The organism is Ruegeria sp. CF3 (assembly GCF_056537365.1).
This window is the reverse complement of record NZ_JBQFRK010000001.1, coordinates 963,123-986,932: the sequence shown is the minus strand read 5'-3', so window position 1 is coordinate 986,932 and position 23,810 is coordinate 963,123. Positions and strand designations below refer to the sequence as shown.

Annotated in this window: 22 protein-coding genes; 13 read left to right on the top strand and 9 right to left on the bottom strand. The window is 56.7% G+C overall.

Annotation, left to right across the window (positions count from 1 at the left end):
* Nucleotides 1-28: 28 nt before the first annotated feature.
* The 4 genes from recJ to ACR0KC_RS04980 all read right to left on the bottom strand — a co-directional run bounded on the left by recJ (nucleotide 29) and on the right by ACR0KC_RS04980 (nucleotide 4,580).
* Entirely contained in the window at nucleotides 29-1,771 is a 1,743-nt protein-coding gene (gene recJ, locus ACR0KC_RS04995) for a single-stranded-DNA-specific exonuclease RecJ (protein ID WP_223117848.1), read from the bottom strand.
* Nucleotides 1,772-1,861: 90 nt separating this feature from the next.
* Entirely contained in the window at nucleotides 1,862-2,845 is a 984-nt protein-coding gene (glpX, locus tag ACR0KC_RS04990; protein WP_170422349.1) for a class II fructose-bisphosphatase, read from the bottom strand.
* 71 nt (nucleotides 2,846-2,916) lie between these two features.
* Entirely contained in the window at nucleotides 2,917-4,203 is a 1,287-nt protein-coding gene (locus ACR0KC_RS04985; RefSeq protein ID WP_170734741.1) for a homoserine dehydrogenase, read from the bottom strand.
* A gap of 128 nt (nucleotides 4,204-4,331) precedes the next feature.
* Nucleotides 4,332-4,580, bottom strand: coding sequence for a hypothetical protein (locus tag ACR0KC_RS04980; protein ID WP_480771553.1), 249 nt, complete (start codon nucleotides 4,578-4,580; stop codon nucleotides 4,332-4,334).
* A 100-nt stretch (nucleotides 4,581-4,680) separates the two neighbouring features.
* Between ACR0KC_RS04980 and ACR0KC_RS04975 the strand changes: the two genes are divergently transcribed.
* Nucleotides 4,681-5,268, top strand: coding sequence for a TetR/AcrR family transcriptional regulator (locus tag ACR0KC_RS04975; protein WP_170512799.1), 588 nt, complete (start codon nucleotides 4,681-4,683; stop codon nucleotides 5,266-5,268).
* Between the two features lie 7 nt (nucleotides 5,269-5,275).
* On the opposite strand, the gene ACR0KC_RS04970 is transcribed toward ACR0KC_RS04975, so the two are convergent.
* Nucleotides 5,276-6,187, bottom strand: a complete 912-nt coding sequence (locus ACR0KC_RS04970; RefSeq protein WP_170734763.1) for a pirin family protein — start codon at nucleotides 6,185-6,187, stop codon at nucleotides 5,276-5,278.
* 159 nt (nucleotides 6,188-6,346) lie between these two features.
* Between ACR0KC_RS04970 and ACR0KC_RS04965 the strand changes: the two genes are divergently transcribed.
* Nucleotides 6,347-6,817 (top strand): hypothetical protein, encoded by a 471-nt coding sequence (locus ACR0KC_RS04965; RefSeq protein ID WP_480771552.1) that lies wholly within the window; start codon nucleotides 6,347-6,349, stop codon nucleotides 6,815-6,817.
* On the opposite strand, the gene ACR0KC_RS04960 is transcribed toward ACR0KC_RS04965, so the two are convergent.
* From ACR0KC_RS04960 to ACR0KC_RS04950, 3 genes are read right to left on the bottom strand one after another with little or no spacing between them, the layout of a single operon-like run.
* Nucleotides 6,814-7,410 (bottom strand): hypothetical protein, encoded by a 597-nt coding sequence (locus ACR0KC_RS04960; RefSeq protein ID WP_170396270.1) that lies wholly within the window; start codon nucleotides 7,408-7,410, stop codon nucleotides 6,814-6,816. The two genes, ACR0KC_RS04965 and ACR0KC_RS04960, sit on opposite strands and share 4 nt — an antisense overlap.
* Nucleotides 7,397-8,014 (bottom strand): TadE/TadG family type IV pilus assembly protein, encoded by a 618-nt coding sequence (locus tag ACR0KC_RS04955; RefSeq protein WP_170396272.1) that lies wholly within the window; start codon nucleotides 8,012-8,014, stop codon nucleotides 7,397-7,399. Before ACR0KC_RS04955 ends, ACR0KC_RS04960 begins: the two co-directional genes overlap by 14 nt.
* Nucleotides 8,011-9,738: a pilus assembly protein TadG-related protein gene (locus ACR0KC_RS04950; RefSeq protein WP_255612046.1), complete on the bottom strand. Its 1,728-nt coding sequence runs from the start codon at nucleotides 9,736-9,738 to the stop codon at nucleotides 8,011-8,013. Before ACR0KC_RS04950 ends, ACR0KC_RS04955 begins: the two co-directional genes overlap by 4 nt.
* 129 nt (nucleotides 9,739-9,867) lie before the next feature.
* On the opposite strand from ACR0KC_RS04950, the gene ACR0KC_RS04945 reads away from it, so the two are divergent.
* From ACR0KC_RS04945 to rpoD, 9 genes are all read left to right on the top strand, one after another.
* Nucleotides 9,868-10,176, top strand: coding sequence for a hypothetical protein (locus tag ACR0KC_RS04945; RefSeq protein ID WP_170396276.1), 309 nt, complete (start codon nucleotides 9,868-9,870; stop codon nucleotides 10,174-10,176).
* The gene (locus ACR0KC_RS04940) at nucleotides 10,163-11,593 is read left to right on the top strand and encodes a Glu/Leu/Phe/Val family dehydrogenase (protein ID WP_170396277.1); all 1,431 of its coding nucleotides are present in this window, start codon (nucleotides 10,163-10,165) and stop codon (nucleotides 11,591-11,593) included. Before ACR0KC_RS04945 ends, ACR0KC_RS04940 begins: the two co-directional genes overlap by 14 nt.
* Nucleotides 11,594-11,789: 196 nt before the next feature.
* Nucleotides 11,790-13,043 (top strand): sarcosine oxidase subunit beta family protein, encoded by a 1,254-nt coding sequence (locus ACR0KC_RS04935; RefSeq protein ID WP_480561317.1) that lies wholly within the window; start codon nucleotides 11,790-11,792, stop codon nucleotides 13,041-13,043.
* Nucleotides 13,044-13,098: 55 nt separating this feature from the next.
* Nucleotides 13,099-13,362 (top strand): sarcosine oxidase subunit delta, encoded by a 264-nt coding sequence (locus tag ACR0KC_RS04930; RefSeq protein WP_480705233.1) that lies wholly within the window; start codon nucleotides 13,099-13,101, stop codon nucleotides 13,360-13,362.
* A complete protein-coding gene (locus ACR0KC_RS04925) occupies nucleotides 13,359-16,292 on the top strand; it encodes a sarcosine oxidase subunit alpha family protein (RefSeq protein WP_480771551.1) in 2,934 nt (977 codons plus the stop codon). Before ACR0KC_RS04930 ends, ACR0KC_RS04925 begins: the two co-directional genes overlap by 4 nt.
* A complete protein-coding gene (locus ACR0KC_RS04920; RefSeq protein ID WP_170800246.1) occupies nucleotides 16,285-16,830 on the top strand; it encodes a sarcosine oxidase subunit gamma family protein in 546 nt (181 codons plus the stop codon). Before ACR0KC_RS04925 ends, ACR0KC_RS04920 begins: the two co-directional genes overlap by 8 nt.
* 35 nt (nucleotides 16,831-16,865) lie before the next feature.
* Nucleotides 16,866-17,162, top strand: coding sequence for a hypothetical protein (locus ACR0KC_RS04915; protein ID WP_170396287.1), 297 nt, complete (start codon nucleotides 16,866-16,868; stop codon nucleotides 17,160-17,162).
* A gap of 80 nt (nucleotides 17,163-17,242) precedes the next feature.
* Complete coding sequence (dnaG, locus tag ACR0KC_RS04910) at nucleotides 17,243-19,195, top strand: DNA primase (RefSeq protein WP_480589934.1); 1,953 nt, start codon at nucleotides 17,243-17,245, stop codon at nucleotides 19,193-19,195.
* A gap of 114 nt (nucleotides 19,196-19,309) precedes the next feature.
* On the top strand, nucleotides 19,310-21,298 hold the full coding sequence (rpoD, locus tag ACR0KC_RS04905; protein ID WP_170396291.1) for an RNA polymerase sigma factor RpoD: 1,989 nt from the start codon (nucleotides 19,310-19,312) through the stop codon (nucleotides 21,296-21,298).
* Between the two features lie 183 nt (nucleotides 21,299-21,481).
* On the opposite strand, the gene ACR0KC_RS04900 is transcribed toward rpoD, so the two are convergent.
* Nucleotides 21,482-22,495, bottom strand: coding sequence for a helix-turn-helix domain-containing protein (locus ACR0KC_RS04900; protein ID WP_170396293.1), 1,014 nt, complete (start codon nucleotides 22,493-22,495; stop codon nucleotides 21,482-21,484).
* A gap of 339 nt (nucleotides 22,496-22,834) precedes the next feature.
* On the opposite strand from ACR0KC_RS04900, the gene ACR0KC_RS04895 reads away from it, so the two are divergent.
* Both ACR0KC_RS04895 and ACR0KC_RS04890 read left to right on the top strand, forming a co-directional pair.
* Nucleotides 22,835-23,260, top strand: a complete 426-nt coding sequence (locus tag ACR0KC_RS04895) for a thiol-disulfide oxidoreductase DCC family protein (protein WP_223117854.1) — start codon at nucleotides 22,835-22,837, stop codon at nucleotides 23,258-23,260.
* Nucleotides 23,250-23,804, top strand: a complete 555-nt coding sequence (locus ACR0KC_RS04890; protein ID WP_223117855.1) for a DUF4166 domain-containing protein — start codon at nucleotides 23,250-23,252, stop codon at nucleotides 23,802-23,804. Before ACR0KC_RS04895 ends, ACR0KC_RS04890 begins: the two co-directional genes overlap by 11 nt.
* The last annotated feature ends 6 nt before the right edge of the window (nucleotides 23,805-23,810 follow it).

Genomic DNA, 23,810 nt, shown 5'->3' with positions numbered 1-23,810 from the left:
CCGTTCCTGAGCGGCGTTGAAACGGTTGTCAGACAGCTTCTGCCGCGTCTTCCAGCCGCAGCTGCACGCTCTGTCGTCCGCCCCAGGTATTCACCTCAAGCCGACCCGCGAAATGGAACCGCGCACCGCCGTGATTAGACAGGCGATCCCCCAACGGGCCGTCGAACGCGCCAAAGGCGATGGCATCCAGTCCGCCAGACATTCCATCCGAAAGTGACAGCTTCAAATGTGTTTCGCCCACGCGTTTAGCAAAGCGCACTTGCAGATCAGGCAGCGCATAGCGCGGGGCAGGGGCACCGGCCCCGAAAGGACCCGCTTTCTCTACCTGTTCGATCAGATCGACTGTCGCGGCCCCGGGCATCAGCGCCCCGTCCAGTTTCAAGTCGGCGGGACCGCCTTGGCCTGCACCCTGCTTGGCCAGAAGCTCGGACAGGCGCGACATTGCAGGCTCCAACTGATCACGCATCACCGTGAGACCGGCCGCCATCTTGTGGCCACCACCCTTGACCAGCAGCCCTTCGGCAGCCAGTCGCTGGATCGACGCGCCCAGATCAACGCCCGAGATCGACCTGCCTGAACCTTTGCCCTCATCCCCGTCGAACCCGATCACGATAGCGGGCCGGTTTGCCGACTCTTTCAGCCGCGAAGCAACGATACCTACCACCCCGGGATGCCAACCGTCGCCTGCGGCCCAGACCAGCGGCGCATCCAACCCACGGTCCTCGGCTTGCGCCAAAGCCGCCGCGCGGACCGCGTTTTCGATCTCGCGCCGTTCCGAATTCAGGGCATCCAGCCGCTCGGATAAGGCTTCGGCCTCAGTGATCGAGTCCGTGCTCAGCAGCCGCGCGCCAAGATCAGCCTGACCAATGCGACCGCCAGCATTGACGCGCGGCCCCAGCAGAAACCCCAGATGATAGCTGTTGGGCGCGGTATCCATGCGCGCCACGTCTGACAACGCGACCAAGCCGGGCCTTTGCCTTTGGGTCATCACTTTCAGACCCTGTCGAACCAGCGCCCGGTTGGCGTCGATCAATGGCGCAACATCTGCCACCGTGGCCAGCGCCACCAGATCGAGCATTGCCATCAGATCCGGCCCCTTGGCCCCGGCCTCACGCAACTGACGACCTGCCTCGACCAACATCAGGAACACCACCGCAGCAGCGCAGAGATAGCCTAGATCGCCGCTTTCGTCCTGTCGGTTCGGGTTCACCACGGCGACGCAATCCGGCAGGGTTTCTGCACCCAAATGGTGATCCAAAACGATCACATCCGCACCCTTCGCCGCCGCGATAGGTTCGTGGCTCAGCGTTCCGCAATCCACGCAGATGATCAGGTCATGGCTAGCCGCCAGTTCCTGCATTGCAGGTACATTTGGCCCATAGCCTTCATCAATCCGGTCGGGCACATAAAGCGTCGCGGCAAGCCCCATCTGGCGCAGCCACACCAACAACAACGCAGCCGAACTGCCCCCGTCCACATCATAGTCAGCAAACACTGCGATCTTTTGGCGCTTGCGCACAGCCTGTAGAAACCGGGCTGCAGCGACGTCCATATCTTTCATCGATCGCGGGTCGGGCAGCAGTTCCTTCAACTTGGGTTCCAGGAAACCGGCGGCCTCCATCACCGGTACACCGCGCCGTGCCAAAACCTGACAGACGGCGCGAGGCAGATCTGTCTGCTGCGCCATCATTTCTGCTGACCGCTCGACCTCAATCCCCGGTCCGATCCAGCGTCGCCCCGTCAGAGATTGCTCTACGCCCAGAAATGCCACATCTCACCTCATGCACTAAGGCCGGACCCCTGGGGATCCGGCCTCTTGGTCTTTTATGAATACTCTTGCTGAAGGCGCTGGCGCAAGCCGCTATGCTTCGTTGTGTGGCCACATCGGCGTGCGGTAGGACATCCGCCGCACCGAGCCCGTTTTTGATCGCATGAGCAGCGTCGTTGTTTCAACCCAACCCGGTTCCCGCTTGATGCGCGGCAGCAGTGAACCTCCGGTGACCCCAGTAGCAGCAAAGATTACATCCGCCGTTACCATCTCGTCGCGCGCATAAACACGGTCCAGATCTGTGATGCCCGCCTTGGCCGCCCGGCCACGTTCGTCGTCATTACGGAACAACAGGCGGCCAAAGATCTGACCGCCCATGCATTTCAGCGCGGCTGCGGCAAGCACACCCTCGGGCGCGCCACCTTGACCCATATACATGTCGATGCCGGTCACTTCGCTTTCGGCGCAATGCATCACACCTGCGACGTCGCCATCTGTGATCAGGCGGATCGACGCACCGGTATCGCGGACTTCAGCAATCATCGCTTCGTGGCGAGGACGCTCCAATATGCATACGGTAATATCCGCAGGCTCGCAGCCTTTGGCCTTGGCCAGCGCTTCAACTCGCTCGCGCGGGCTCATGTCCAAGCTTACGACACCTTCGGGAAAGCCCGGACCAATGGCCAGTTTGTCCATGTATACGTCCGGAGCGTGTAGCATTGAGCCGCGCGGGCCCATGGCAATGACGGTCAGCGCGTTGGGCATGTCCTTGGCGGTCAGGGTTGTGCCTTCAAGCGGGTCCAGCGCAATGTCTACGCCCGGGCCGTTACCAGTGCCAACCTCTTCGCCGATATAGAGCATCGGTGCTTCATCACGCTCGCCCTCACCAATGACAACGACACCCTCAATGTCCAGAAGGTTCAGTTGTTCACGCATAGCGTTGACGGCAGCCTGATCGGCAGCTTTCTCATCACCCCGGCCAACCAGAGAGGCGGACGCCAGCGCGGCCTGTTCTGCCACCCGTGCAAGGCCCAGAGACAGCAGGCGGTCGTTGAAATCGATCTTGGCAGCGTTCATCTTCGCATATCCTTTGGTCAGCTAAGGCGTTTTATCCGGCATAGCCTGCGCGCAGCATAGGCCGCAAGGGGTCAGACTTGTTCGATACGCAGGGCGACGGGTTCTCCGGCCACCACATCGGTGGCGCGCAGGCCATCCAGTGCATGGTCCAGCGTCGCCCGCGTGGTTTTGTGGGTCACGATCAGCACGGGCGCTGTGCTTTCTGTGTGCCCATACTGCCGCATCCGGTCGATCGAGACTCCAGCATCGCCCAGAATCGCCGCGACCTTTGCCAGAGCGCCGGGCTTGTCCAGAAGACCGAGCCGCAGATAGTAGGGTGCAGGTAAGCCAGTAACGGCGGAGGCTGCGTCTTGCAGGGTCGTCGCGGGGCGGCCAAATGTCGGTATATGCAGGCCTCGCGCCAGATCGCAGACGTCGCCCATCACTGCGCTGGCGGTGGGGCCTTCGCCAGCACCGGGGCCACGCAGAACGATTTGTTCAACTGCGTCCCCATCCAGCACAACCATGTTTGTTCCGCCTTCCAACTGACCTAGCGGAGAATTGCTCGGCACTAGACAGGGTTGCATCCGCTGTTCCAGTCCGCGCGCCGTTCGCTGTGCTACACCCAACAGCTTGATGCGATACCCCATGTCGTGGGCCTGATGGATGTCATCGAGGCTAATATGCTGAATGCCCTCGATCTCGATCCCATCGAAATTCGGCTTGGTGCCAAAGGCAATCGAAGACAGCAGCGCCAGTTTGTGCGCCGCGTCGATGCCGCCAACATCCAGATTGGGATCAGCTTCAAGATAGCCAAGCTGCGCGCATTCCTCGAACAGGGCGTTATAGCCCAACTCCTGCGATTGCATCCGGGTCAGAATATAGTTGCAGGTACCGTTCATGACGCCCATGACACGCGTGATCTCGTTACCCGCCAGTCCTTCGGTCAGAGATTTGATTACCGGGATACCACCCGCGACAGCCGCTTCGAAGCGAATTACACGCCCTGCGGCCTCAGCCAATTCCGCCAATTCCTGCCCGTGAATCGCCAGCAGCGCCTTGTTTGCGGTGACGACATCCTTGCCACTGGTCAGCGCCGCCTCGACCGAAGCTTTCGCGGGGCCGTTCTCGCCGCCCATCAGTTCGACAAAAACATCGATGTCTTCGCGTTTGGCCAATGCAACGGGATCGGTTTCCCATGCATAATCCGACAGGTTTACGCCACGGTCCTTGCTGGCATCACGGGCCGAAACTGCGGTGATCTCGATGCGACGCCCGGTGCGGGCGTGCAACAAATCGGCATGACGACGCACAATTTTGACCACACCCACGCCAACGGTTCCCAATCCGGCAATTCCAAGCCTCAGCGCCTGTGTCATTCCCTTGGGTCCTTTCTGCTCGCAATACCGCCCGCGATGGCGAAGTGTCCTTTGCGGGCTGCCTTAGCGGGTTCGAGGCAGGGGTGCAATCCGTCTAATCTTTTGGAGCTAGTGGCGTGGCCGAAATCCTAGTTAATCTCGGCATTCTGCAGCGCTTCGGCCTTTTCCGCCAACGCTTCGCTGCGTGCTGTCAGGTCTTCTTCTACCTCTTCCGCTTCGCTGATTGGATCGGTCGGAGGACCGAGGGCGGGATCTAAAGCAACAAGCTTGGGGTAGGGTGCCTTGCGCAATGCGGCGGTTTCGCTGCCTTCCAACTCAGGGATATTTGCGCAGCCGGCGGTGACCAGCACAAAGAGAATGGGCAGCAAAAGCTTCATCGCAGTCCTTCGGGTCGCAGCGTGTATCCCGTCATGCACGTTTTGTCGGAATGGTTCAAGCGGGGTTCTATCTGAACGTCTGTTCAGATACGATCGAAGCATGGCGCGTACACAAGGTTCTCATTCCGATATCACCGGCCCCCGTATTCGCGAGGCCGCACTGGGGCTGTTTGCCCGTCATGGCTATGCTGCGGTTTCAATGCGGCAGATCGCAGGCGAGGTGGGGGTGCAGGCTGGGGCACTCTATAATTACACGCCCGACAAGCAGAGCCTGCTGTTTCGGCTGATGCGCGATCACATGCAGGATCTGATGGCCGCCTATGACGATCTCGACCGGTTTGATAATCCACAAGATGCGTTGCGTCAGTTTGTCGGGTTCCACATCCGTTTTCACCTGCAGCGTCCCGACGAGGTGTTCATCGCTTATATGGAGCTGCGCAATCTGAACCCCGAAAATTTTGCCGAAATCGAGGCCCTGCGCCGCCGCTACGAGGACTCGTTAGAGCATATTCTGCGTAACGGGCAGCAATCGGGTCAATTTTCGGTCTCCGATACCAAGATCGCCACATTAGCGGTGATTGCCATGCTGAATGGTGTGATCACTTGGTATCGCAGCGGTGGCCGCCTGTCGCTGGATGAGGTCGAGCAGGTGTACTGGGACATGGTCCGCAAAGCGGTTACCGCCTGACCAGCCCTTAGTGGGCCGGGCGGATGAACGTTCCGTTCCGCAACTCCCGAAACGCTTGCTGTAATTCTGCCTGCGTATTCATCACGATCGGGCCATGCCACGCCACGGGTTCATCGATCGGAGCGCCCGAGATCAAAAGAAACCGTACACCCTCGGGCCCGGCCTGAACCGTGATTTCGTCTCCGGTCCCGAACCGAACCAACGTCCTGTCTCCTGACATGTCGCGGATGTTGACCTCTTGCCCGGCGACCTCTTTCTCTAGAAGAATTCCAGTTGGCCGAGACGCATCCGCAAAGGCAGCGCTGCCTTCAAAGATATAGGCGAAGGCCCGGCGGTATGTGTCGATCGGAATGGTTTTTTTCACCCCTGCCGGTATGCTGATATCCAGGTATTGCGGATCGGCAGCGATACCGTCCACTGGGCCCGTACGTCCCCAGAATGTACCGACAATCACACGGACCTTTGTCCCATCATCATCGATGATTTCTGGAATATCAGTGCTTTGAACGTCCTGATAGCGCGGGGCGGCCATTTTCTGATCTGATGGCAGATTGCCCCACAGCTGGAACCCATGCATCTGACCGCTGGCCGACCCCTTGGGCATTTCCTGATGTAGGATACCCGACCCGGCGGTCATCCACTGGACATCTCCGGCACCCAGCGTGCCGCTATTGCCCAACGAGTCGCTGTGTTCGACTGTACCGGACAGGACATAAGTGATCGTTTCGATGCCCCGATGCGGATGCCACGGAAAACCGGCCATATAGTCCAATGGGTTGTCATTCCGGAAATCATCGAACAGCAGAAACGGGTCCAGTTCCGACGGGTCCTGAAACCCGAACGCCCGGTGCAGTTTGACGCCCGCGCCTTCCATCGTCGGGACCGCCTTGCGGAATTCCAAAGTTGGTCTGAGTGACATGAAAGCCTCCTGATCCTTTGACCGGAACTTATGCGTCGGCCTGAGGTAGTCAATTTGCGCTGGAACACTGAAGCTGTGCGAAGATGCTCAGACAGGTGACGCGGCGCTGTCCTTTGCGTATCAAAGCGGTTAAAGCGGGCGGACAATCAGGAGAACAATATGCAAGAAGAAGTGCTGGCTACGGTCGCGGCCTCGGCACCGCGGCGCTGGACTGGGGTAGGGATGCTGGTCACGGTCGGGGCGTTGGTCATTTACGTCGCGTTGGCATCGCCGCCTGAGTTAGGCTGGCAGGTCTTCTTACTGGTTTCCGGGGCAGCCGCGTTCTGGTTAGCCCGTCGCATGTGGTACGCGACCGAAGACAAGATCGAGCTGACCCAATCCCAATTGCGCACAGGCTCGGGGCAGGTGATCTGCAATATCGAGGATGTCGAAGGCGTAGACCGGGGCGTGTTCGCATTTAAGCCATCAAATGGCTTCTTGGTAATCACTCATGCACGAAGCTCAAACCAGTGGGCGCCCGGTCTTTGGTGGCGTGTCGGACGAAGGATTGGCATAGGCGGCATGACAGCCGCCGCCGAGACCAAATACATGTCGGAAATGCTGTCGGCGATGCTTGCTGAAAAGAGTTAGACACCCAAGCAAGCAGGGTCGGTATTGACGATCTGGTCGAAAACACGCGGGTGTGTGAAGACCAGATTATCCATTTCAAAGTCAGCAAATTTGAATGCCATCTGGAATGGCGCTTTGTATGTATTGTTGGTTTCGACCAGGATCATTGAGCCGTTATCAGGCATTACCGGAAGCCGTTGTTTGATTTTCACGATCTCTGCGTCGGTCCATTTCTGATATCCGGTGCCCCGCACGCAGGACCATAGAACATCGTGGAGATCGTTATCACCATCATAGGTCAGATAGGTCACACGCATCGAGACCGGTGCTCTGGTATCAACCATGTTTTCCAGAAGGTCGTACATGGTGTTGATATACGCGGCGTTAACATCTTCAGCTTCGCGTGAGAGCACATCCGCAACTGCGTAGGCTCCTTTGATGTTGATCGCGCTTTGGCGATAGCTGTCATAATAGGTGTAAGACGCAAACATTGACCAGAACAGCAGCGGCAATATCAGCATTGCCTCGACCGATAAGGCGCCGTCTTCTCGTTTGAGAAAGCGGTTCAGCAGTGCCTTGGGAAGGTTGCGATTCTCTTTGTTAATTCGAGGCATCGGCCACATCCACTGTTGTGTCAGATGAATCGTCAGGATCAGCTGATGAACCACCAAATGGTTCATGAACAAATACGGTCGTCGCCTGCAGTTCCCATTGGCCGTCGTTGTCCTGCTTCGCAATGCCGCTCAGCATCGAAAGCCCAAAAACAGGTGAAACCTCAAGACAGGCGCGGATAATCATAAGCTCATTTGAAGTCCCTTGTTCAAAAACAACTTCGTCCGGCTTACGAATTGTCTCCGGAGTGTCGACGCAATAGGGGGTTGGATCCAACTGATTGCCGACACGCGGATCAATGGACTTCATCTCGAGCGCAAGGTTTTCCGAGCAATTGGTTATCAGCGCTTCGTCACAGATCATTTTCTTCAGCAGCGCGTGATCCCATTCATCTTCCCCTTCAGGAAGGCGATTAAGCCGAACCTCCCGAATTGTCATATCCAGAGATCGTTCAAGATCGGCATGGTGGAAGGATTGCAATCCCAGATCCATGCCTGAATAAGCGACATACAGGAAGAATGGAAACCAGAAGATAAACTCGATAGACGAGTTTCCATCCTCATTCTTTCGAAATCTCCGAAGCCGATTCCGCAGTGTCTTTGTCATTGGGTCAGCCTCAGGTTTTGAATGGAGGTGCTGATTGAATCGAAGACGCGTTCAATCTGATTGCCGGTCGCTTCATAGTAACGGGCAGGTTTGATCGCGCAGTCTTTCAGCATCTGCTTAACACCGTAGGGTGCCTCAAAAGCGATCGAGAAGATGATGACATTATCTTCTTCAGCTTCTTCGCAGAGATCTACAACATTTGGATTTTTGGTCGAAGGACCAATTTCGGTCGTGGAGTCAGCTGCAAATTCTTCGCCGCGATCCCAGCCATAAGCGTGACGCAACATATTCCGAATTGCGTATTTTTCAGTATGCGCCCAGACATCAGGCCATTCCAGTTCTACTGGATCGGAATCTGTTGAAAGCCCTTCGGAGTCTTCGCGTGTTTGCGATCGATCCATCGAATAGCAGGTGCCGTTGTAGTAATCCGTACAGCGGTAGCGCATATAAGTCCCATTGCCATGGGCATGATCTTGGTATTTGTCGCGGGTCCAGCGCCTGTACGAACTGTCCCGCACAGTTGTGGCGACATTAGGCCAAGCCCAGCGGTCATACTCTTCATCGTAGATAGAATACGTTTCGGCATCTTCATTCCAATAGATGTCCGAGGGGCCGTCATTATAAGGCGGATTCACTTTGTGCTGATAAGTGTTTTCGCCATCCGTCATCAGCACCAGAACCTTGAGGGTGTCCGTGGTCTTGTTAGGGGCTGGCCGAATTGCGAACGAGTCCGGAATTTCTGAACTGTCTGCAATCTGAGCGATCAGCGGTTGGATACTATCGTCAAGCAAAGTTAGACCCCACTTGAGGCCCACATCGATCGAAGTCCAGCCGCTTGCCACAAGATTCTGGATCTGACCTTTCAGAATGTCAGGATCATTCTGGATTACCGTCATCTCTCGCCGATCTGTGGTGGTTTCAAGACGGCACGTATTGCTGGTTACCAACGTGTCGCTGAACCTTTTGTCGCTGGAGCCATTATCCTTGAAATGAAGAGTTTGCGGGACATAATCCCCTTTTGTGATGATGTTTCCTTCGTCGTCCACGATGTCGTAATAGTTGAAATCGGTCGTTGTGTAGTCCGAAGCCTGGAAATCGATGCAATTGGCCCTTTCGTTAGCCCCGATCGTGTTCAAAGCATTCATAAGGTAGTCAGGCACCGACACCTGTTCCGAGTAGGGCACGATTGAGATCGACAATCTACCATCTTCAGATTTCAGGATCATCTCATCGATAAAGTCCTCAGCGGCACTTTTGAGGTTGGTCAGCTTTGTCCCGCGCATCGAACCCGAGACGTCCAGAACCAATGAAATCTCGACGTTACCAATCGATTCTTCGGCGATGCTGGTGGCGGTTGTATCAATGTAATCGACGCCACTCCATTTCATGAAGTGTGTCTCAATGCTCATGTCGGCGCTGGCTTCGACTTTCCGCTTTCCTTCAAGTTCTGCAACCTGAGTCACGGTTCCGTCGTCGTTTGTCGTGCATGTCTCGGGCTCGACCTTGATATTTTTGATGATATTCGTATCGAAACCTTCTTTGCGAATGTAATCATTCACCACGACCCGTGGGCAAAGCTCTTGGTCCAGGTCAGCTGCGGCAAGGACCGCGCGGTCCAGTGCGTATTGTAGCCTTACCCTTTCGCGATCATACCGCATGACGTCGACCGCGAACCCGGCCACGGTGAAGACTATCACGATCAGGAAAAGGGCAAGGATCGTCATCGTGCCTTCTGTCGAAGAAACAAAGTGCCGCAAGTGCCGCGAACAACTGTTTTCGCGGCAGAGACGGTTGAATTGGGCCTTCAAATCAAACTTGCGCATAATTGGTTCCTCGGTCGATCAGACACACTGATGCCAGCACTTCGCAACTTTAATAATTTACCCACGGATCGTGGCGAGATTTGGGCGCAGTGGACACTATGCTGCTCGTTTTTAACGAGATTCAGCTTTATTCCCGGTGTTATTGGTGGTTTTGTTTCGCGCCTTTGGACAATCGCGCGGCTTTCGTTAACGCCCGACTCACCAATGGAGCTGAAAAGTAAAGTTCACAAACTGATGAAAATACGTGCAGTTACTGATTGCGGTATTTGGCAAGCAGTGCGACAAAAAGTCATGACGTATCTCGTCTACCGGCACGGAGGATTTTATGACCGGCATTAAAGAACCCAGCTTTCGTGAGAGTGTTGATTTGATGTTCAACAGAGCGGCGTCTCTGATGGATTTGCCGCCCGGGCTAGAAGAGAAGATACGGGTTTGTAATGCCACCTACACCGTTCGGTTCGGGGTGCGTCTGCGGGGGCAGATCCACACCTTTACCGGATATCGTTCGGTTCATTCGGAACATATGGAGCCGGTAAAGGGTGGCATTCGCTATGCCTTGGCGGTGAACCAGGATGAGGTCGAAGCGCTCGCTGCGCTCATGACTTACAAGTGTGCACTGGTCGAAGCGCCCTTTGGTGGCTCGAAAGGGGGCCTTTGCATTGATCCTCGCCAGTATGAAGAACATGAGATGGAACAGATCACGCGTCGTTTTGCCTATGAGCTGGCAAAGCGCGATCTGATCAACCCCTCACAGAACGTGCCTGCGCCCGATATGGGAACAGGCGAGCGCGAAATGGCGTGGATGGCTGACCAATATGCGCGGATGAATACGACCGATATCAACGCGCGAGCCTGTGTGACAGGTAAACCGCTGAACGCGGGAGGCATCGCGGGCAGGGTCGAAGCAACCGGGCGCGGCATCCAATACGCGTTGCGCGAATTCTTCCGAAACCCGGAAGACGTCAAGAAGGCGAACTTGTCAGGCACGCTGGACGGAAAGCGCGTCGTCGTGCAGGGATTGGGTAACGTGGGCTATCACGCAGCCAAGTTCCTCAGCGAGGAAGACGGGTCGCGTGTGGTCGGCATCATCGAATGGGATGGCGCACTGTACAATCCCGATGGCATCGACGTAGAAGCCGTGCGGCAGTGGATCGTCAAGCATGGCGGCGTGAAGGACTATCCCGACGCCACGCATTCCGCCGAGGGCGGCGCGGTACTTGAAGCCGAGTGTGACATCCTGATTCCGGCGGCGCTGGAGGGGGTAATAAACCTATCCAACGCCGAACGTATTAAGGCACCACTGATCATCGAGGCCGCCAACGGGCCTGTCACGGCGGGTGCTGATGAGATCATGCGCAAGAAAGGCACGGTGATCATTCCTGACATGTATGCAAACGCCGGTGGTGTGACCGTGTCCTATTTTGAATGGGTCAAAAACCTCAGCCACATCCGTTTTGGCCGGATGCAGCGGCGTCAGGAAGAAGCTCGGCATGAGTTGATCGTCAGCGAACTGGAACGGTTGGATCGGTATCTGGGTGACGCTTGGTCGATGTCTCCGGATTTCAAGGCCAAGTACCTAAAGGGCGCTGGCGAGTTGGAGCTGGTGCGTTCTGGTCTCGATGACACGATGCGCATTGCCTATCAGTCGATGAGCGAAGTCTGGCATGATCGCGCAGATGTCGACGATCTGCGCACGGCGGCCTATATCGTTGCGATCGACCGCGTCTCAAAAAGCTATCGCGCCAAGGGCCTCTGAGCGCCCAGACAACAGAAGATTCTTGAGTGGCCAACCATCGGGTTGGCCATTTTTCATTTAGGTCGAAGTCGTCAGAGTGAATGGATTAGTCGCCCAGCGACAAGTTTTCGTCGAAAACAGGAGTGGAACCGGATTCCGGCGTTGTTACTGCTGGGTGAAGTTGGTTTGATGCCGACACACCTGTAGGGAGTTCTGAATGCGTTTCTCCGGCTTACGTGTCCTGAAAGAGGGCCTGACCGGCAACAAAGGCTGGACGCCGCACTGGCGCGAGCCTGAACCGAAATCCGAATATGACGTCGTCATTGTCGGCGGCGGAGGTCATGGGTTGAGCACGGCCTATTATCTGGCCAAGGAACATGGTCTGACCAATATCGCTGTTCTGGAAAAGGGCTATATCGGTGGGGGCAATATCGGGCGCAACACCACCATTGTGCGCGCGAACTATTTTTTGCAGGGCAATTCCGAGTTCTACTCGCACTCATTGAAGCTGTGGGAAGGTCTTGAGCAGGATCTGAACTACAATGTAATGCATTCGCAACGCGGGATCATCAACCTGTTCCATTCGGACGGGCAGCGTGATGCCGCTGCGCGCCGGGGCAACATGATGATCAGTCAGGGTGACGATGCTATCCTGCTCAATCGCGATGAATTGAGGCGGATGGTGCCCTATCTGAATTTCGATGACCTTAGGTTCCCTCTGTATGGCGGTCTCTACCACCCGCGCGGAGGTACAGCGCGACACGATGCCGTGGCCTGGGGCTATGCGCGCGGAGCGGACCAGCGCGGCGTGGATCTGATCCAGAACTGCGAAGTGACCGGTATTGATATCGAGAATGGCGTGGTTCGCGGTGTTCAGACCTCGCGCGGGCCGATCCGGGCCAAGAAGGTGGCGATGGTTGCTGCCGGGCGTTCAGGTCAGGTGGCGGCGATGGCTGGAATGAGGCTGCCGATTGAAAGCCATGTCTTGCAGGCCTTCGTGACCGAAGGTCTGAAGCCCTGCATCGATCATGTGGTGACGTTTGGCATGGGGCATTTCTATATCAGCCAGTCAGATAAGGGCGGGCTGGTTTTTGGCGGTGATCTGGATTTTTACGCCTCCTATGCGGCGCGAGGTAACTTGCCCACCGTCGAAAGCGTGATGGAGGCCGGGATGGCGCTGATGCCGATGATCGGCAAGGCGCGGGTGCTGCGATCCTGGGGCGGGATCATGGATATGTCGCCCGATGGCTCTCCGATCATAGACCGAACGGATATTGATGGGCTCTATCTCAATTGCGGCTGGAACTATGGTGGCTTCAAGGCGGTTCCGGGTTCGGGGAATGTGTTTGCGCATCTGATTGCGACTGATCGGTATCACGAGAATGCCACCGGCTTCCGACTGGATCGTTTCCGCACCGGGCGCGGGATTATCGATGAAGAGGGCAAGGGCTCTCAGCACAATCTGCATTGAGGGGCGCGATGTTGGATTTGGGTATTATTGAAAAGATCAAGAAGGGCGCGCGGCTATGAGGATCACCTGTCCATATTGCGGCGAGCGGGATCGGCGCGAATTCTACTATCGCGGGGCGGCAGTGGATCTGGACCGACCGGCCCCGGATGCCGGTGAGGCGGCTTGGGATGATTTTGTCTACCAACGGGAAAACCCGGCAGGGCCGATACGAGAGCTTTGGTATCACGAAGGCGGGTGCGGTGCATGGATCGTGGTCACACGAAACACGGTCACGCATGAGATGATCGACGCGCAGCCGGCATCGGAGGAGCGGGCATGAGGATCGATGGAAAGGGTCTTATCGATCGTACGCAGTCGATTCCGTTTGTTTTCGATGGTGCCAGCTATAGCGGCTATGCAGGCGACACCCTGACCTCAGCGCTTTTGGCGAATGGCGTGCGACTGATGGGGCGTTCGTTCAAGTACCACCGGCCTAGGGGTGTGCTGAGCGCAGGCAGCGAAGAGCCGAATGCGCTGATGACCTTGGGGGCAGGCGCAGGTCAAGAACCAAATATTCGCGCCACGATGCAAGAGATCTATCCGGGACTTGAAGCGCGCAGCCAGAATCGCTGGCCCAGCCTGAGTGTCGATTTGATGGGGATCAACGATCTGGCTTCCCCGTTCTTGGGCGCGGGTTTTTACTACAAAACGTTCATGTGGCCGAAAAGCTTCTGGGAAAAGCTATACGAGCCGATCATTCGACGTGCCGCCGGATTGGGAGCACTGTCGGGCGAAGACAATGCCGACAAGTACGAAAGCGCTTATGCCTTTTGCGATCTGCTGATTATCGGGGCAGGGCCTGCGGGGCTGATGGCCGCTCTGGTCGCGGGTCGTGCCGGCGCGGACGTCATTCTGGCCGACGAAAACAGTCGCGCGGGTGGGCGTCTGCTGGCCGAGACCTATGAGATCGACGGAAAACCGGGTCCCGATTGGGTTGACGAGGTGCTGGCCGAGTTAGCCGCGATGGACAATGTCCGCATCATGACCCGGACCACTATCGCAGGCGCCTATGACCAAGGTACCTATGCGGCGTTGGAACGCGTTTTTCACCATACGGATCACCGCCCCAACGGGGCGCCGTTGGAAACCTATTGGCGGATCGTGGCCAAGCGGTCAGTTCTGGCGGCAGGCGCGCTGGAGCGCCCGGTCGCATTCCGCAACAATGATCGCCCGGGGATCATGACCGCTGGCGCGGTGCGGGCGTATCTAAACCGATGGGGTGTCAGCCCGGGCCGCAATGTGACGATCTTCGGAAATACTGACGATATCCATCGCACTGCTCGTGATTTGTTGGATGCTGGTGTCCATGTGGCGGCTGTGATCGATAGCCGCCATGACGCGCCCTTGTCTGACGACTACGAGGTTCTACGCGGGGCGCAAGTTTGTAACAGTTCGGGCCGTAAAGGGCTGGAGGCGATTACGGTGCGCCGCGCCAGTGGAGAAGAACGGATACACACGGATTGCCTTGCCATGACAGGGGGCTGGAATCCTTCGGTTCATCTAACGTGTCACATGAATAGCCGCCCGATCTGGAAGCGTGAGATCGAGGCCTTTGTGCCAACGCCGGGGGCCGTGCCGGGCATGGTGACAGCGGGTGCGTGCAACGGATCTTTCTCAACTACAGCCTGCCTTCGTGAAGGGATTGAGGCAGCCAAAGGCGTACTTGGCGATCTTGGCTACAAGGCCACGAAGACTGTGCCACCGCAGGCCGAGGATACGCCATACGAGATCACGCAGCTTTGGGCCGTTCCCGGCAAAGGGCGCGCGTGGCTGGATTTCCAGAACGATGTTACAGTGAAAGACGTCAAACAAGCCGCGACTGAGAATTTCCGGTCAGTCGAGCACATGAAGCGCTATACGACGCAAGGTATGGCGACGGATCAGGGCAAGAATTCGAACGTGGCGGCGTTGGCCATTCTAGCGGACGTCACCGGGCGCGCGATACCCGAAACCGGAACCACGACGTTCCGCCCTCCGTATTCTCCTATCGCCATTGCCGCGCTGGGCGCTGGGGCTGAAGGCAAGGGTTTCAAACCGCAACGCTTTATCACTTCGCACAAAGCGACCGTAGCGCGGAAAGCTCCGTTGGTTGAGGCCGGGCTGTGGTATCGCCCCAGCTATTTCCCAAAGGATGAAGAAACCACGTGGCGGCAATCCTGTGACCGTGAGGTCAACATGGTGCGTCAGGCCGTCGGGGTGTGCGATGTCTCGACGCTTGGCAAGATTGACATACAGGGGCCGGATGCGGGGGCGTTTCTGGACTTCGTTTATACGAACATGTTCTCGACCCTCAAAGTTGGCCGAACGCGATATGGCCTGATGTTGCGTGAGGATGGATTCGTCATGGATGATGGCACCACCGCGCGGCTGGGAGAGACGCATTACCTGATGACCACCACCACAGCAGGTGCTGGCGACGTAATGAAGCATCTGGAGTTCGTTCATCAGGGACTGCGCCCTGATCTGGATGTCTCGTTCATCTCGGTCACCGAACAGTGGGCACAGTTTGCCGTTGCTGGGCCAAAATCGCGTGAATTGTTGAATGGTTTGCTGGGCACACCTCTTGATGAAGAAAGCTGGCCCTTCATGGCTTGTGGGTCGATCTCGGTGCTGGGTGTGCAGGGGCGTTTGTTCCGGATCTCGTTCTCGGGCGAGCATGCATATGAAATCGCCGTGCCTGCGCGCTATGGCGCGACCCTTTTCGATATTTTGACCGAGCGGGCTGAAGCGCTGGGCGGAGGTCTTTATGGGATGGAAGCGCTGAACGTTCTTCGGATCGAAAAGGGCTTTATTACGCATTCCGAGATCCACGGACGGACAACTGCCTATGATATCGGCATGGGCCGAATGGTGTCGCAGAAGAAGGATTGCATCGGCAAAACCATGTCGCAACGTCCGGGGCTTGAAGAGCCGGGGCGCGAGCGGTTGGTCGGGCTCAAACCCATTGGCGAAAGCAAGGAATTGCTGGCGGGCGCGCATCTGTATCGGGAAGAGGCCGAGCCGGTGCGCACCAATGATCAGGGCTATCTGACCTCCGTGTGTTATTCCCCGACGCTGGAAACGATGTTGGGCTTGGGCTTCCTGGCGGACGGGCCTGAGAGGTATGGAGAAATCGTGAAAATGGTCGATCATCTGCGCGGCGTGACAACCCTGTGTGAAGTGGTGAACCCGGTTTTCTTTGACCCCGAAGGAGGGCGCGTCCGTGGATAATCTGACCGCCAAAACACCCTGCGACGGGTTGCTGCCTTTGACCTTCGGCTCTGTAACGCTCAGCGAAGAGGATGCGGGGGCGATCCATTCGATCTCTCCCCTCATGGGTAAGCAAAAGACGCTATCCGAAGCTTTGAAAGCAGCGCATGGGATGGCTTATCCGTCGGCTAACCGCGCGACGGGCAAAGCGGGCGCACGGGCAATCTGGTTCGGCCCGGCGCATGCGATGCTGGTCGGGCCTCTACCAAATGTGGCGCTGGTCGAGAATGCAGCCATCGTGGACCAGTCAGATGCCTGGACTGTGGTCCGGTTAGAGGGCGCCGACGTCGAGGACGTGTTGGCGCGTGTGGTGCCAGTTGATCTGCGTAAGGTGCATTTCAAGCGCGGCCATACCGCCCGTACCCTGCTGTTCCACATGACCGCTTCGATCACGCGCGTTGGTGAGAACGCGTTTCAGATCATGGTCTTCCGTTCCATGGCTGAGACATTGGTTCACGATTTGAAAAGGGCGATGGAAGGCACCGCCGCGCGCGGGTAAGCTGCGCTGAAAGAAACGAATCTTCGGAGATCCCCATGTTGCGTATCGCCATCGTTGCGGCCGTGCTGGCCACGCCAGTGGTTGCACAGGAAACCAAGGAACAGAGCTGCAAGTATCAGGCCGACGTTGTTGCAGCGATACAGAAAGCGCGACTTGACCGGGTCAAGGAACGCGATGTGGCGCAGGCGGTGGCCGACAGTGGTCCTACCTGGCCCGAGAACTACAATGCCGCTGTTCCACTGATCACGCCTTGGGTATATGAGCAAAAGATGCGCGACGTGCGTAAGAAGGATCTCGGAGCTGCGTGGCTGGAGTTGTGTTTACAACAATAATCCACAGTCAGATCATTTCTCTGTGGACAACCGCGCGCCATCCCCTTGGCGCGCGTTTTCATTTCTGGCAGGTTTAACCCATGTCTTTGCCCCCCGGATTTCTGGATGAACTGCGCACGCGCCTCAGCCTGTCTCAGGTTGTTGGGCGTAAGGTCATGTGGGACCAGCGCAAATCCAATCAGGGCAAGGGCGATATGTGGGCGCCTTGCCCCTTTCATCACGAAAAGACCGCCTCGTTCCACGTCGATGACCAAAAGGGATTCTATTATTGCTTTGGCTGCCACGCCAAAGGGGACGCGATCAGTTTTGTGAAAGAGACCGAGAATGTCTCTTTCATAGAAGCCGTGGAAATTCTGGCGCGCGAGGCCGGGATGCCGATGCCCGCACGCGATCCCAGGGCGCAGGAGAAACAGGACCGCCGCTCGCAACTGGCCGAGGTGATGGAGCAGGCGGTGCAGTTTTTCCGCCTGCAACTCAAGACCGGCGCAGGGGCGGGGGCGCGCGACTATCTGGGGCGCCGAGGACTGGATGCACAGGCGGTGGATCGGTGGGAGATCGGGTTCGCGCCGGACGGCTGGCAGGCGTTGTGGGATCATCTGACCGGTAAGAGTGTCTCCGAGGACCTGATCCTTGGGGCCGGGCTGGCGAAACCTTCGAATAAGGGCAAAAAGCCCTATGACACATTCCGCAACCGCATCATGTACCCGATCCGCGACCCGCGCGGGCGGTGCATTGCGTTTGGTGGCCGGGCGATGGATCCCAATGACAACGCCAAATACCTGAACTCGCCCGAGACCGATCTGTTCGACAAAGGCCGCAGCCTCTACAACCATGGCCCCGCACGACAGGCGGCAGGCAAGGGGCAGCCTTTGGTTGTGGCCGAGGGCTATATGGACGTGATCGCTTTGGCAGAGGCCGGGTTTGGCGCGTCGGTTGCGCCATTGGGGACGGCGATCACCGAGCATCAGTTGCAACTACTTTGGCGCATCTCTGACGAGCCGATCATCGCTTTGGATGGCGATACGGCAGGGCTGCGCGCGGCGATGCGGGCGGTCGACTTGGCATTGCCGTTGCTGGAGGCGGGTAAGTCACTGCGCTTTGCGCTAATGCCTGAAGGCAAGGACCCTGACGATTTGCTGCGCGCCGAAGGCGCAGGGGCAGTTCGGTCAGTTCTGGACGGTGCCATTCCGATGGTGAAGCTGCTGTGGCAGCGCGAGACTGAGGGCAAGGTTTTTGATAGCCCAGAACGCAGATCTGCATTGGACAAAGCGCTTTGGGAGAAGATCAAGTTAATCCGAGATAAGTCGATACGAAATCACTATCGGCAGGAGATCCGGGATCTACTTTTTCATTTTTACCGCTCTCAGAAAAAGTTCCCTGCAAAAAATTGGAAATCCAATCGGGATAGGGATCGCAAAACTGCCGGACCTACACAGGGTGCACGCACTTCTTTCTTGGCTGCTAACGACAACAGCGCTGCTATTCGGCTCCGTGAAAGTGTCATTCTTGCAGTTGCTATATTGACGCCTGCTTTGGTGGTGCAGTTCGAAATTCAGATCGACGAAATGACATGCTTGGATCCCGAACTAAATGCCATGAGAGATGTCTTGTTGCGACATGCGGTTGATGATCCGGACAACATTAAAGATCATATTGTCGCAGCTTTGGGACCGGAACCCCTTGAAAACCTGCTGGCCCTTCGCCATGTCGCAGTGATCCCCTGTGTGTACAAACCGGGCGACGTTGAAAAGGCCGAGATGACGCTGGCCGAGGAACTCGCAAAGATCAAAGCGCTCCGGGGGTTGGATGCTGAGATTGCCGAAGCGGCGGAGGAATTGTCTGATCTGGCCGATGAGGCGCTGACATATCGGCTGGCGCAAGCCGCCGAAGAGCGCAACCGTACAAGCCGCAGCCAGAACGAAGACAGGGCCGTTTTCGACATCGCCGACAATGGTGCGCGAATCAACCGCGATGAGAAAGACGCGTTTGAGGCCATCACGTCTGGCATCAAATTCGAACGGAAACATCGATGAAGTGGTGTTTTCGTAAGGCACTGGAAAAGAAAAACGGGTAAACGGGTGGCCGAATCACTTCTACGCGCTAATGATTCGGTTCAAACGAATCACCCATCCCTGCAGGAGCATTGAATGGCCGCCAAGGATACGAACGAAGACCGCAAATCCGACGAGCAGGAACAGGAAATCTCGCTGGACATGAGCCAGGCCCAGGTCAAGAAGATGATCGCCGAGGCTCGCGAGAAAGGTTACATCACGTACGACCAGCTCAATCAGGTTCTGCCGCCTGATCAGGTCAGCTCGGAACAGATCGAAGATGTTATGTCGATGCTGTCCGAGATGGGCATCAACATCATCGAAGATGAAGAAGCCGAAGAAGAAGAAAACAAAGGTTCGACCGAACTGGTCACCACCGAAGGCCCGCGCGAGGTCGCGCTGGCTGGTGCTGCAACCGAAAAGCTGGATCGCACCGATGACCCCGTACGCATGTATCTGCGCGAGATGGGCTCGGTCGAACTGCTGAGCCGCGAGGGCGAGATTGCCATCGCCAAGCGGATTGAAGCCGGCCGGAACACCATGATCGCTGGTCTGTGCGAAAGCCCGCTGACCTTCCAGGCGATCACCATCTGGCATGACGAACTTTTGTCCGAAGACATTCTGCTGCGGGACGTCATCGATCTGGAAACCACTTTCGGCAACCAGATGGATGAAGACGGCGAGGTTGAAGAGCCGGTTGTCGATACCTCATCGGTGCAGGCGGCCAAGCCTGCCAAGGATGAGGGGCCGGAGCTTGACGCTGACGGCAACCCGATTGCCAATGATGATGACGATGATGACGACGATCAGGCCAACATGTCCCTGGCCGCGATGGAAGCAGCGCTGAAGGATCAGGTGCTGACCACGCTGGAACGCATCTCGACCGACTTCGCTATGCTGTCCGAAATGCAGGACAGCCGGATTTCTGCGACGCTGAATGAGGATGGCACTTTCAGCGCGAAGGACGAAGAAACCTATCAGAAGCTGCGCGCTGAGATTGTTGAACTGGTGAATGGTCTTCACCTGCACAACAACCGGATCGAAGCTCTGATCGACCAGCTTTATGGCATCAATCGCCGGATTATGTCACTGGACAGCTCGATGGTGAAGCTGGCTGACCAGGCTCGCATCAACCGTCGCGAGTTCATTGATGCTTATCGTGGGCGCGAGCTGGATCCGAACTGGTTGGCTGAAATGGCTGAAAAGCCGGGTCGGGGTTGGCAGATGTTCATCGAACGCTCGACCGAGAAGGTCGAGGAACTGCGCAACGACATGGCCCAAGTCGGGCAATATGTCGGTCTGGACATCCCTGAATTCCGCCGCATCGTGCAGCAGGTTCAGAAGGGTGAGAAAGAGGCGCGGCAAGCCAAGAAGGAAATGGTCGAGGCCAACCTGCGTCTGGTGATCTCGATTGCCAAAAAGTACACGAACCGCGGCCTGCAATTCCTTGATCTTATTCAGGAAGGTAACATCGGCCTGATGAAGGCGGTGGACAAGTTCGAATACCGCCGGGGCTATAAGTTCTCGACCTATGCAACCTGGTGGATCCGTCAGGCGATCACGCGTTCGATCGCGGATCAGGCGCGCACGATCCGTATCCCGGTGCATATGATCGAAACGATCAACAAGCTGGTCCGGACAGGTCGTCAGATGCTGCACGAAATCGGCCGCGAGCCAACGCCGGAAGAACTGGCCGAAAAGCTGCAAATGCCGCTTGAGAAGGTGCGCAAGGTGATGAAAATCGCCAAAGAGCCGATCAGCCTTGAGACACCAATCGGTGACGAGGAAGACAGCCAGCTGGGCGATTTCATCGAAGACAAGAATGCCGTGCTGCCACTGGACAGCGCCATTCAGGAAAACCTCAAGGAAACCACCACACGGGTTCTGGCCTCTCTCACCCCGCGTGAAGAGCGGGTTCTGCGGATGCGCTTTGGCATCGGCATGAACACCGACCACACGCTGGAAGAGGTCGGTCAGCAGTTCAGCGTGACGCGCGAACGTATCCGCCAGATCGAGGCGAAGGCGCTGCGTAAGCTGAAACACCCGAGTAGGTCGCGTAAATTGCGGTCCTTCCTAGATCAGTAAATCGAAGGGCGCCTCATCCCGAGGCGCTTTTTTCTTTCGCCCGCTCACAATGACTGAACTTCAAATCAAATTGGCGGGAATTCGCAAGGAGTCCGGCGATGCCATCTTTATATCGCCGCTGTCCACTCATGGACAGGCCGGGGCGAGGTGATTGGGCTGATGACCCCCGGCCACTTTTTAGCTTCATGAAAGCGGATGAGAGACACGTTTGCGAAAAGCAGTCGGGGCCTGACCCGTCCAACGTTTGAAGGCGGTGGAAAACGCAGCCTGATCGGAATAACCGAGCGAATACGAGATTTCGGACAGATGCATACCGTTCTTGATGAAGGTCTGCGCCAGGTCACATCGTAAATCTTCAACAATCTCGCGATATGAAGTGCCTTCGTCAGCCAGGCGGCGAGCCAATGTTCGAGGGCTTAGGCCGAGCTGGGAGGCGGCGTCGTCCACCTGTACGATTCCCCCCGGCATCGCATCTGTGATCAACCCTTCGATCTGTGCTCGGGTTTTCTGTCTTGGCGACTGTCTTTCGGCCAGCAGGCGTTCGCCAAATTCAACCAAATGCGCGCGCAGGCTAGGGTCGTAAGTTGGGATCGGTGTTTCCAGCGAGGGCAGCGACAGGATGATTTCCAAGCGTTCGGCCCCGAAGGTAACTGGGAAACCTCCGATTTTCTGGTAGGTGGCTTGGTGTTGCCCAACTGTGTGCTGAAACCGTATCTCAATCGGATTCAGATTCAACTGAGTCAACGCCCGCATCCGGGCGATCGCGCCAAACAGCAGGAACTCGGTCCGCCGATGATAGCGGGAAAAGCTCGGGTCTTTCCAATCGGCCTCAAGCGAGGCAGCGTTACCTGAAAGGCGCAGATTGAAGGCCAGGGCCGGGTCGATAATGCCATGAAACCGCGCCGTATTCTCGATCACCTGCTTCAGATCACGAGAGTACTTGCTGATATAGGCCGTAATGCTGGAAGAAGAACTGAATTCCAGACCCGCCCGTGCGCCAAAGGTGATATCGCCAAGTGCATCGCAGGCGTGTCGGACAAACAGCGCTTCTTTGTGGGCGCTGTACCTTTTGGCAGGCGGTTCAATATCGCTGCGGGTCAATGCGCAGTCACTCAGGACCTGTTCCACCACGGTCGCGCTTGCGTGATCCTCAAGGGTCCGTGTCAGCAATTGAATGCGTGAAATGTCGACGTCCATCACCCAGCCCAAAAAACGCGTTACTGTAATACCGTTACCCTAGCGGCAAACCGTGGCAATGCGCCAGCCTCGGTGCTGATACCCAGGAATTGACCGCAACTCACAAAGATATGGCAGAAATGGCCATGTCCGTAGCCTTGGCCAATAGCTACATGACCGGTGTTGTCGGGTCAGCGCCTTTTGGGGAAAAGGTCAGAGCCTGAGCGAGCGGTCCACCAAGCCGTTTCAACGGGTTCCCCGGCACGCCCCTCTCATTCTTCTGGTCAGTCATGTCGCATTGCTGCGGCGCATTCGACGTGACAGCATCACGGGGAACCTTTTGTTATTTCTTGATCTCTCGTGGCTGATTATCTTTCCATCGATACAGATTTGATCGTCTTCGACGGTGAATGCGTGCTGTGTTCAGGGTTTTTTCACTTCATGTTGCGCCATGATCGAGATCAGAAATTTCTATTTGCAACTGCGCAGTCACCGCTTGGGCAGCAGCTTTATACTCTCCTGAACCTGCCGACAGACGAATTTGAAACCAATTTGGTGATCGTCAAAGGAAAGGTGCACCAAAATCTCGACGCATTTGCCGCTGCGATGCGTGCATTATATGGTCCGTGGCGGGTATTGTCCTTGTGTCGATACCTGCCGAGGTTTCTGAAGAACCCGCTGTACCGGATGATTGCCCGTAACAGATATGCGCTATTTGGGCGGCGGGATGAGTGCCTAGTTCCTGATCCTTCTCTCAGATCGCGGTTTGCCCAAGATGGATTCTGATCGTGATCCATTCCTGCAGGCGCTGGGTATAGATGAAGCTGTGCCTGGATTGGTCAGGGATTTGCACAGCGGGGAAGGTCGCTACTCTGGTCGATGCATCATTCAGCGTGGCGGAGGCGTTTTGGTCGCTCTGGCACTTCGCATCAGGCGATTTCCACCTGCGGGCGAAGATCTGCCGGTTACCCTCACGATCCGAAAGCCTGGCGCATATTGGCAATGGGATCGAGATTTCGCAGGCCACAAAACGCGCTCGCAGATCAGTTTTGATCCGCTTCGTGGCTGGGTTCGGGAACAGATCGGCGGGCTGACGATATGGCTGCAGCCAGTGCGAACCGATAAGGGGCTGACCATTGAGATCCGCCGCCTCGCTTTGTTTGGCATTCCGTGCCCGGGGTTTCTTTTACCACGTTCCGGATCGACCGAGGCCGAGGATACACAATCGCGATTTCGCTTTGACATTTCGGCGACAGCACCGGGATTGGGACACCTGATCCGCTATCAGGGATGGTTAGAGCCTGTTCACGAACCACGTGGGTCAAGCTGACATGAT

Bases quoted from the DNA above. Each gene is read 5' to 3' on its own strand.
- ACR0KC_RS04965 (WP_480771552.1), top strand. From the start codon at position 6,347: ATGCAAGAAGAAGTGCTGGCTACGGTCGCGGCCTCGGCACCGCGGCGC.
- ACR0KC_RS04890 (WP_223117855.1), top strand. From the start codon at position 23,250: ATGGATTCTGATCGTGATCCATTCCTGCAGGCGCTGGGTATAGATGAA.
- ACR0KC_RS04945 (WP_170396276.1), top strand. From the start codon at position 9,868: ATGCCAGCACTTCGCAACTTTAATAATTTACCCACGGATCGTGGCGAG.
- glpX (WP_170422349.1), bottom strand. From the start codon at position 2,845: ATGAACGCTGCCAAGATCGATTTCAACGACCGCCTGCTGTCTCTGGGC.
- ACR0KC_RS04985 (WP_170734741.1), bottom strand. From the start codon at position 4,203: ATGACACAGGCGCTGAGGCTTGGAATTGCCGGATTGGGAACCGTTGGC.
- ACR0KC_RS04930 (WP_480705233.1), top strand. From the start codon at position 13,099: ATGAGGATCACCTGTCCATATTGCGGCGAGCGGGATCGGCGCGAATTC.
- rpoD (WP_170396291.1), top strand. From the start codon at position 19,310: ATGGCCGCCAAGGATACGAACGAAGACCGCAAATCCGACGAGCAGGAA.
- ACR0KC_RS04900 (WP_170396293.1), bottom strand. From the start codon at position 22,495: ATGGACGTCGACATTTCACGCATTCAATTGCTGACACGGACCCTTGAG.
- dnaG (WP_480589934.1), top strand. From the start codon at position 17,243: ATGTCTTTGCCCCCCGGATTTCTGGATGAACTGCGCACGCGCCTCAGC.
- ACR0KC_RS04955 (WP_170396272.1), bottom strand. From the start codon at position 8,014: ATGACAAAGACACTGCGGAATCGGCTTCGGAGATTTCGAAAGAATGAG.
- ACR0KC_RS04975 (WP_170512799.1), top strand. From the start codon at position 4,681: ATGGCGCGTACACAAGGTTCTCATTCCGATATCACCGGCCCCCGTATT.
- ACR0KC_RS04950 (WP_255612046.1), bottom strand. From the start codon at position 9,738: ATGACGATCCTTGCCCTTTTCCTGATCGTGATAGTCTTCACCGTGGCC.
- ACR0KC_RS04970 (WP_170734763.1), bottom strand. From the start codon at position 6,187: ATGTCACTCAGACCAACTTTGGAATTCCGCAAGGCGGTCCCGACGATG.
- ACR0KC_RS04935 (WP_480561317.1), top strand. From the start codon at position 11,790: ATGCGTTTCTCCGGCTTACGTGTCCTGAAAGAGGGCCTGACCGGCAAC.
- ACR0KC_RS04960 (WP_170396270.1), bottom strand. From the start codon at position 7,410: ATGCCTCGAATTAACAAAGAGAATCGCAACCTTCCCAAGGCACTGCTG.
- ACR0KC_RS04940 (WP_170396277.1), top strand. From the start codon at position 10,163: ATGACCGGCATTAAAGAACCCAGCTTTCGTGAGAGTGTTGATTTGATG.
- ACR0KC_RS04925 (WP_480771551.1), top strand. From the start codon at position 13,359: ATGAGGATCGATGGAAAGGGTCTTATCGATCGTACGCAGTCGATTCCG.
- ACR0KC_RS04980 (WP_480771553.1), bottom strand. From the start codon at position 4,580: ATGAAGCTTTTGCTGCCCATTCTCTTTGTGCTGGTCACCGCCGGCTGC.
- ACR0KC_RS04915 (WP_170396287.1), top strand. From the start codon at position 16,866: ATGTTGCGTATCGCCATCGTTGCGGCCGTGCTGGCCACGCCAGTGGTT.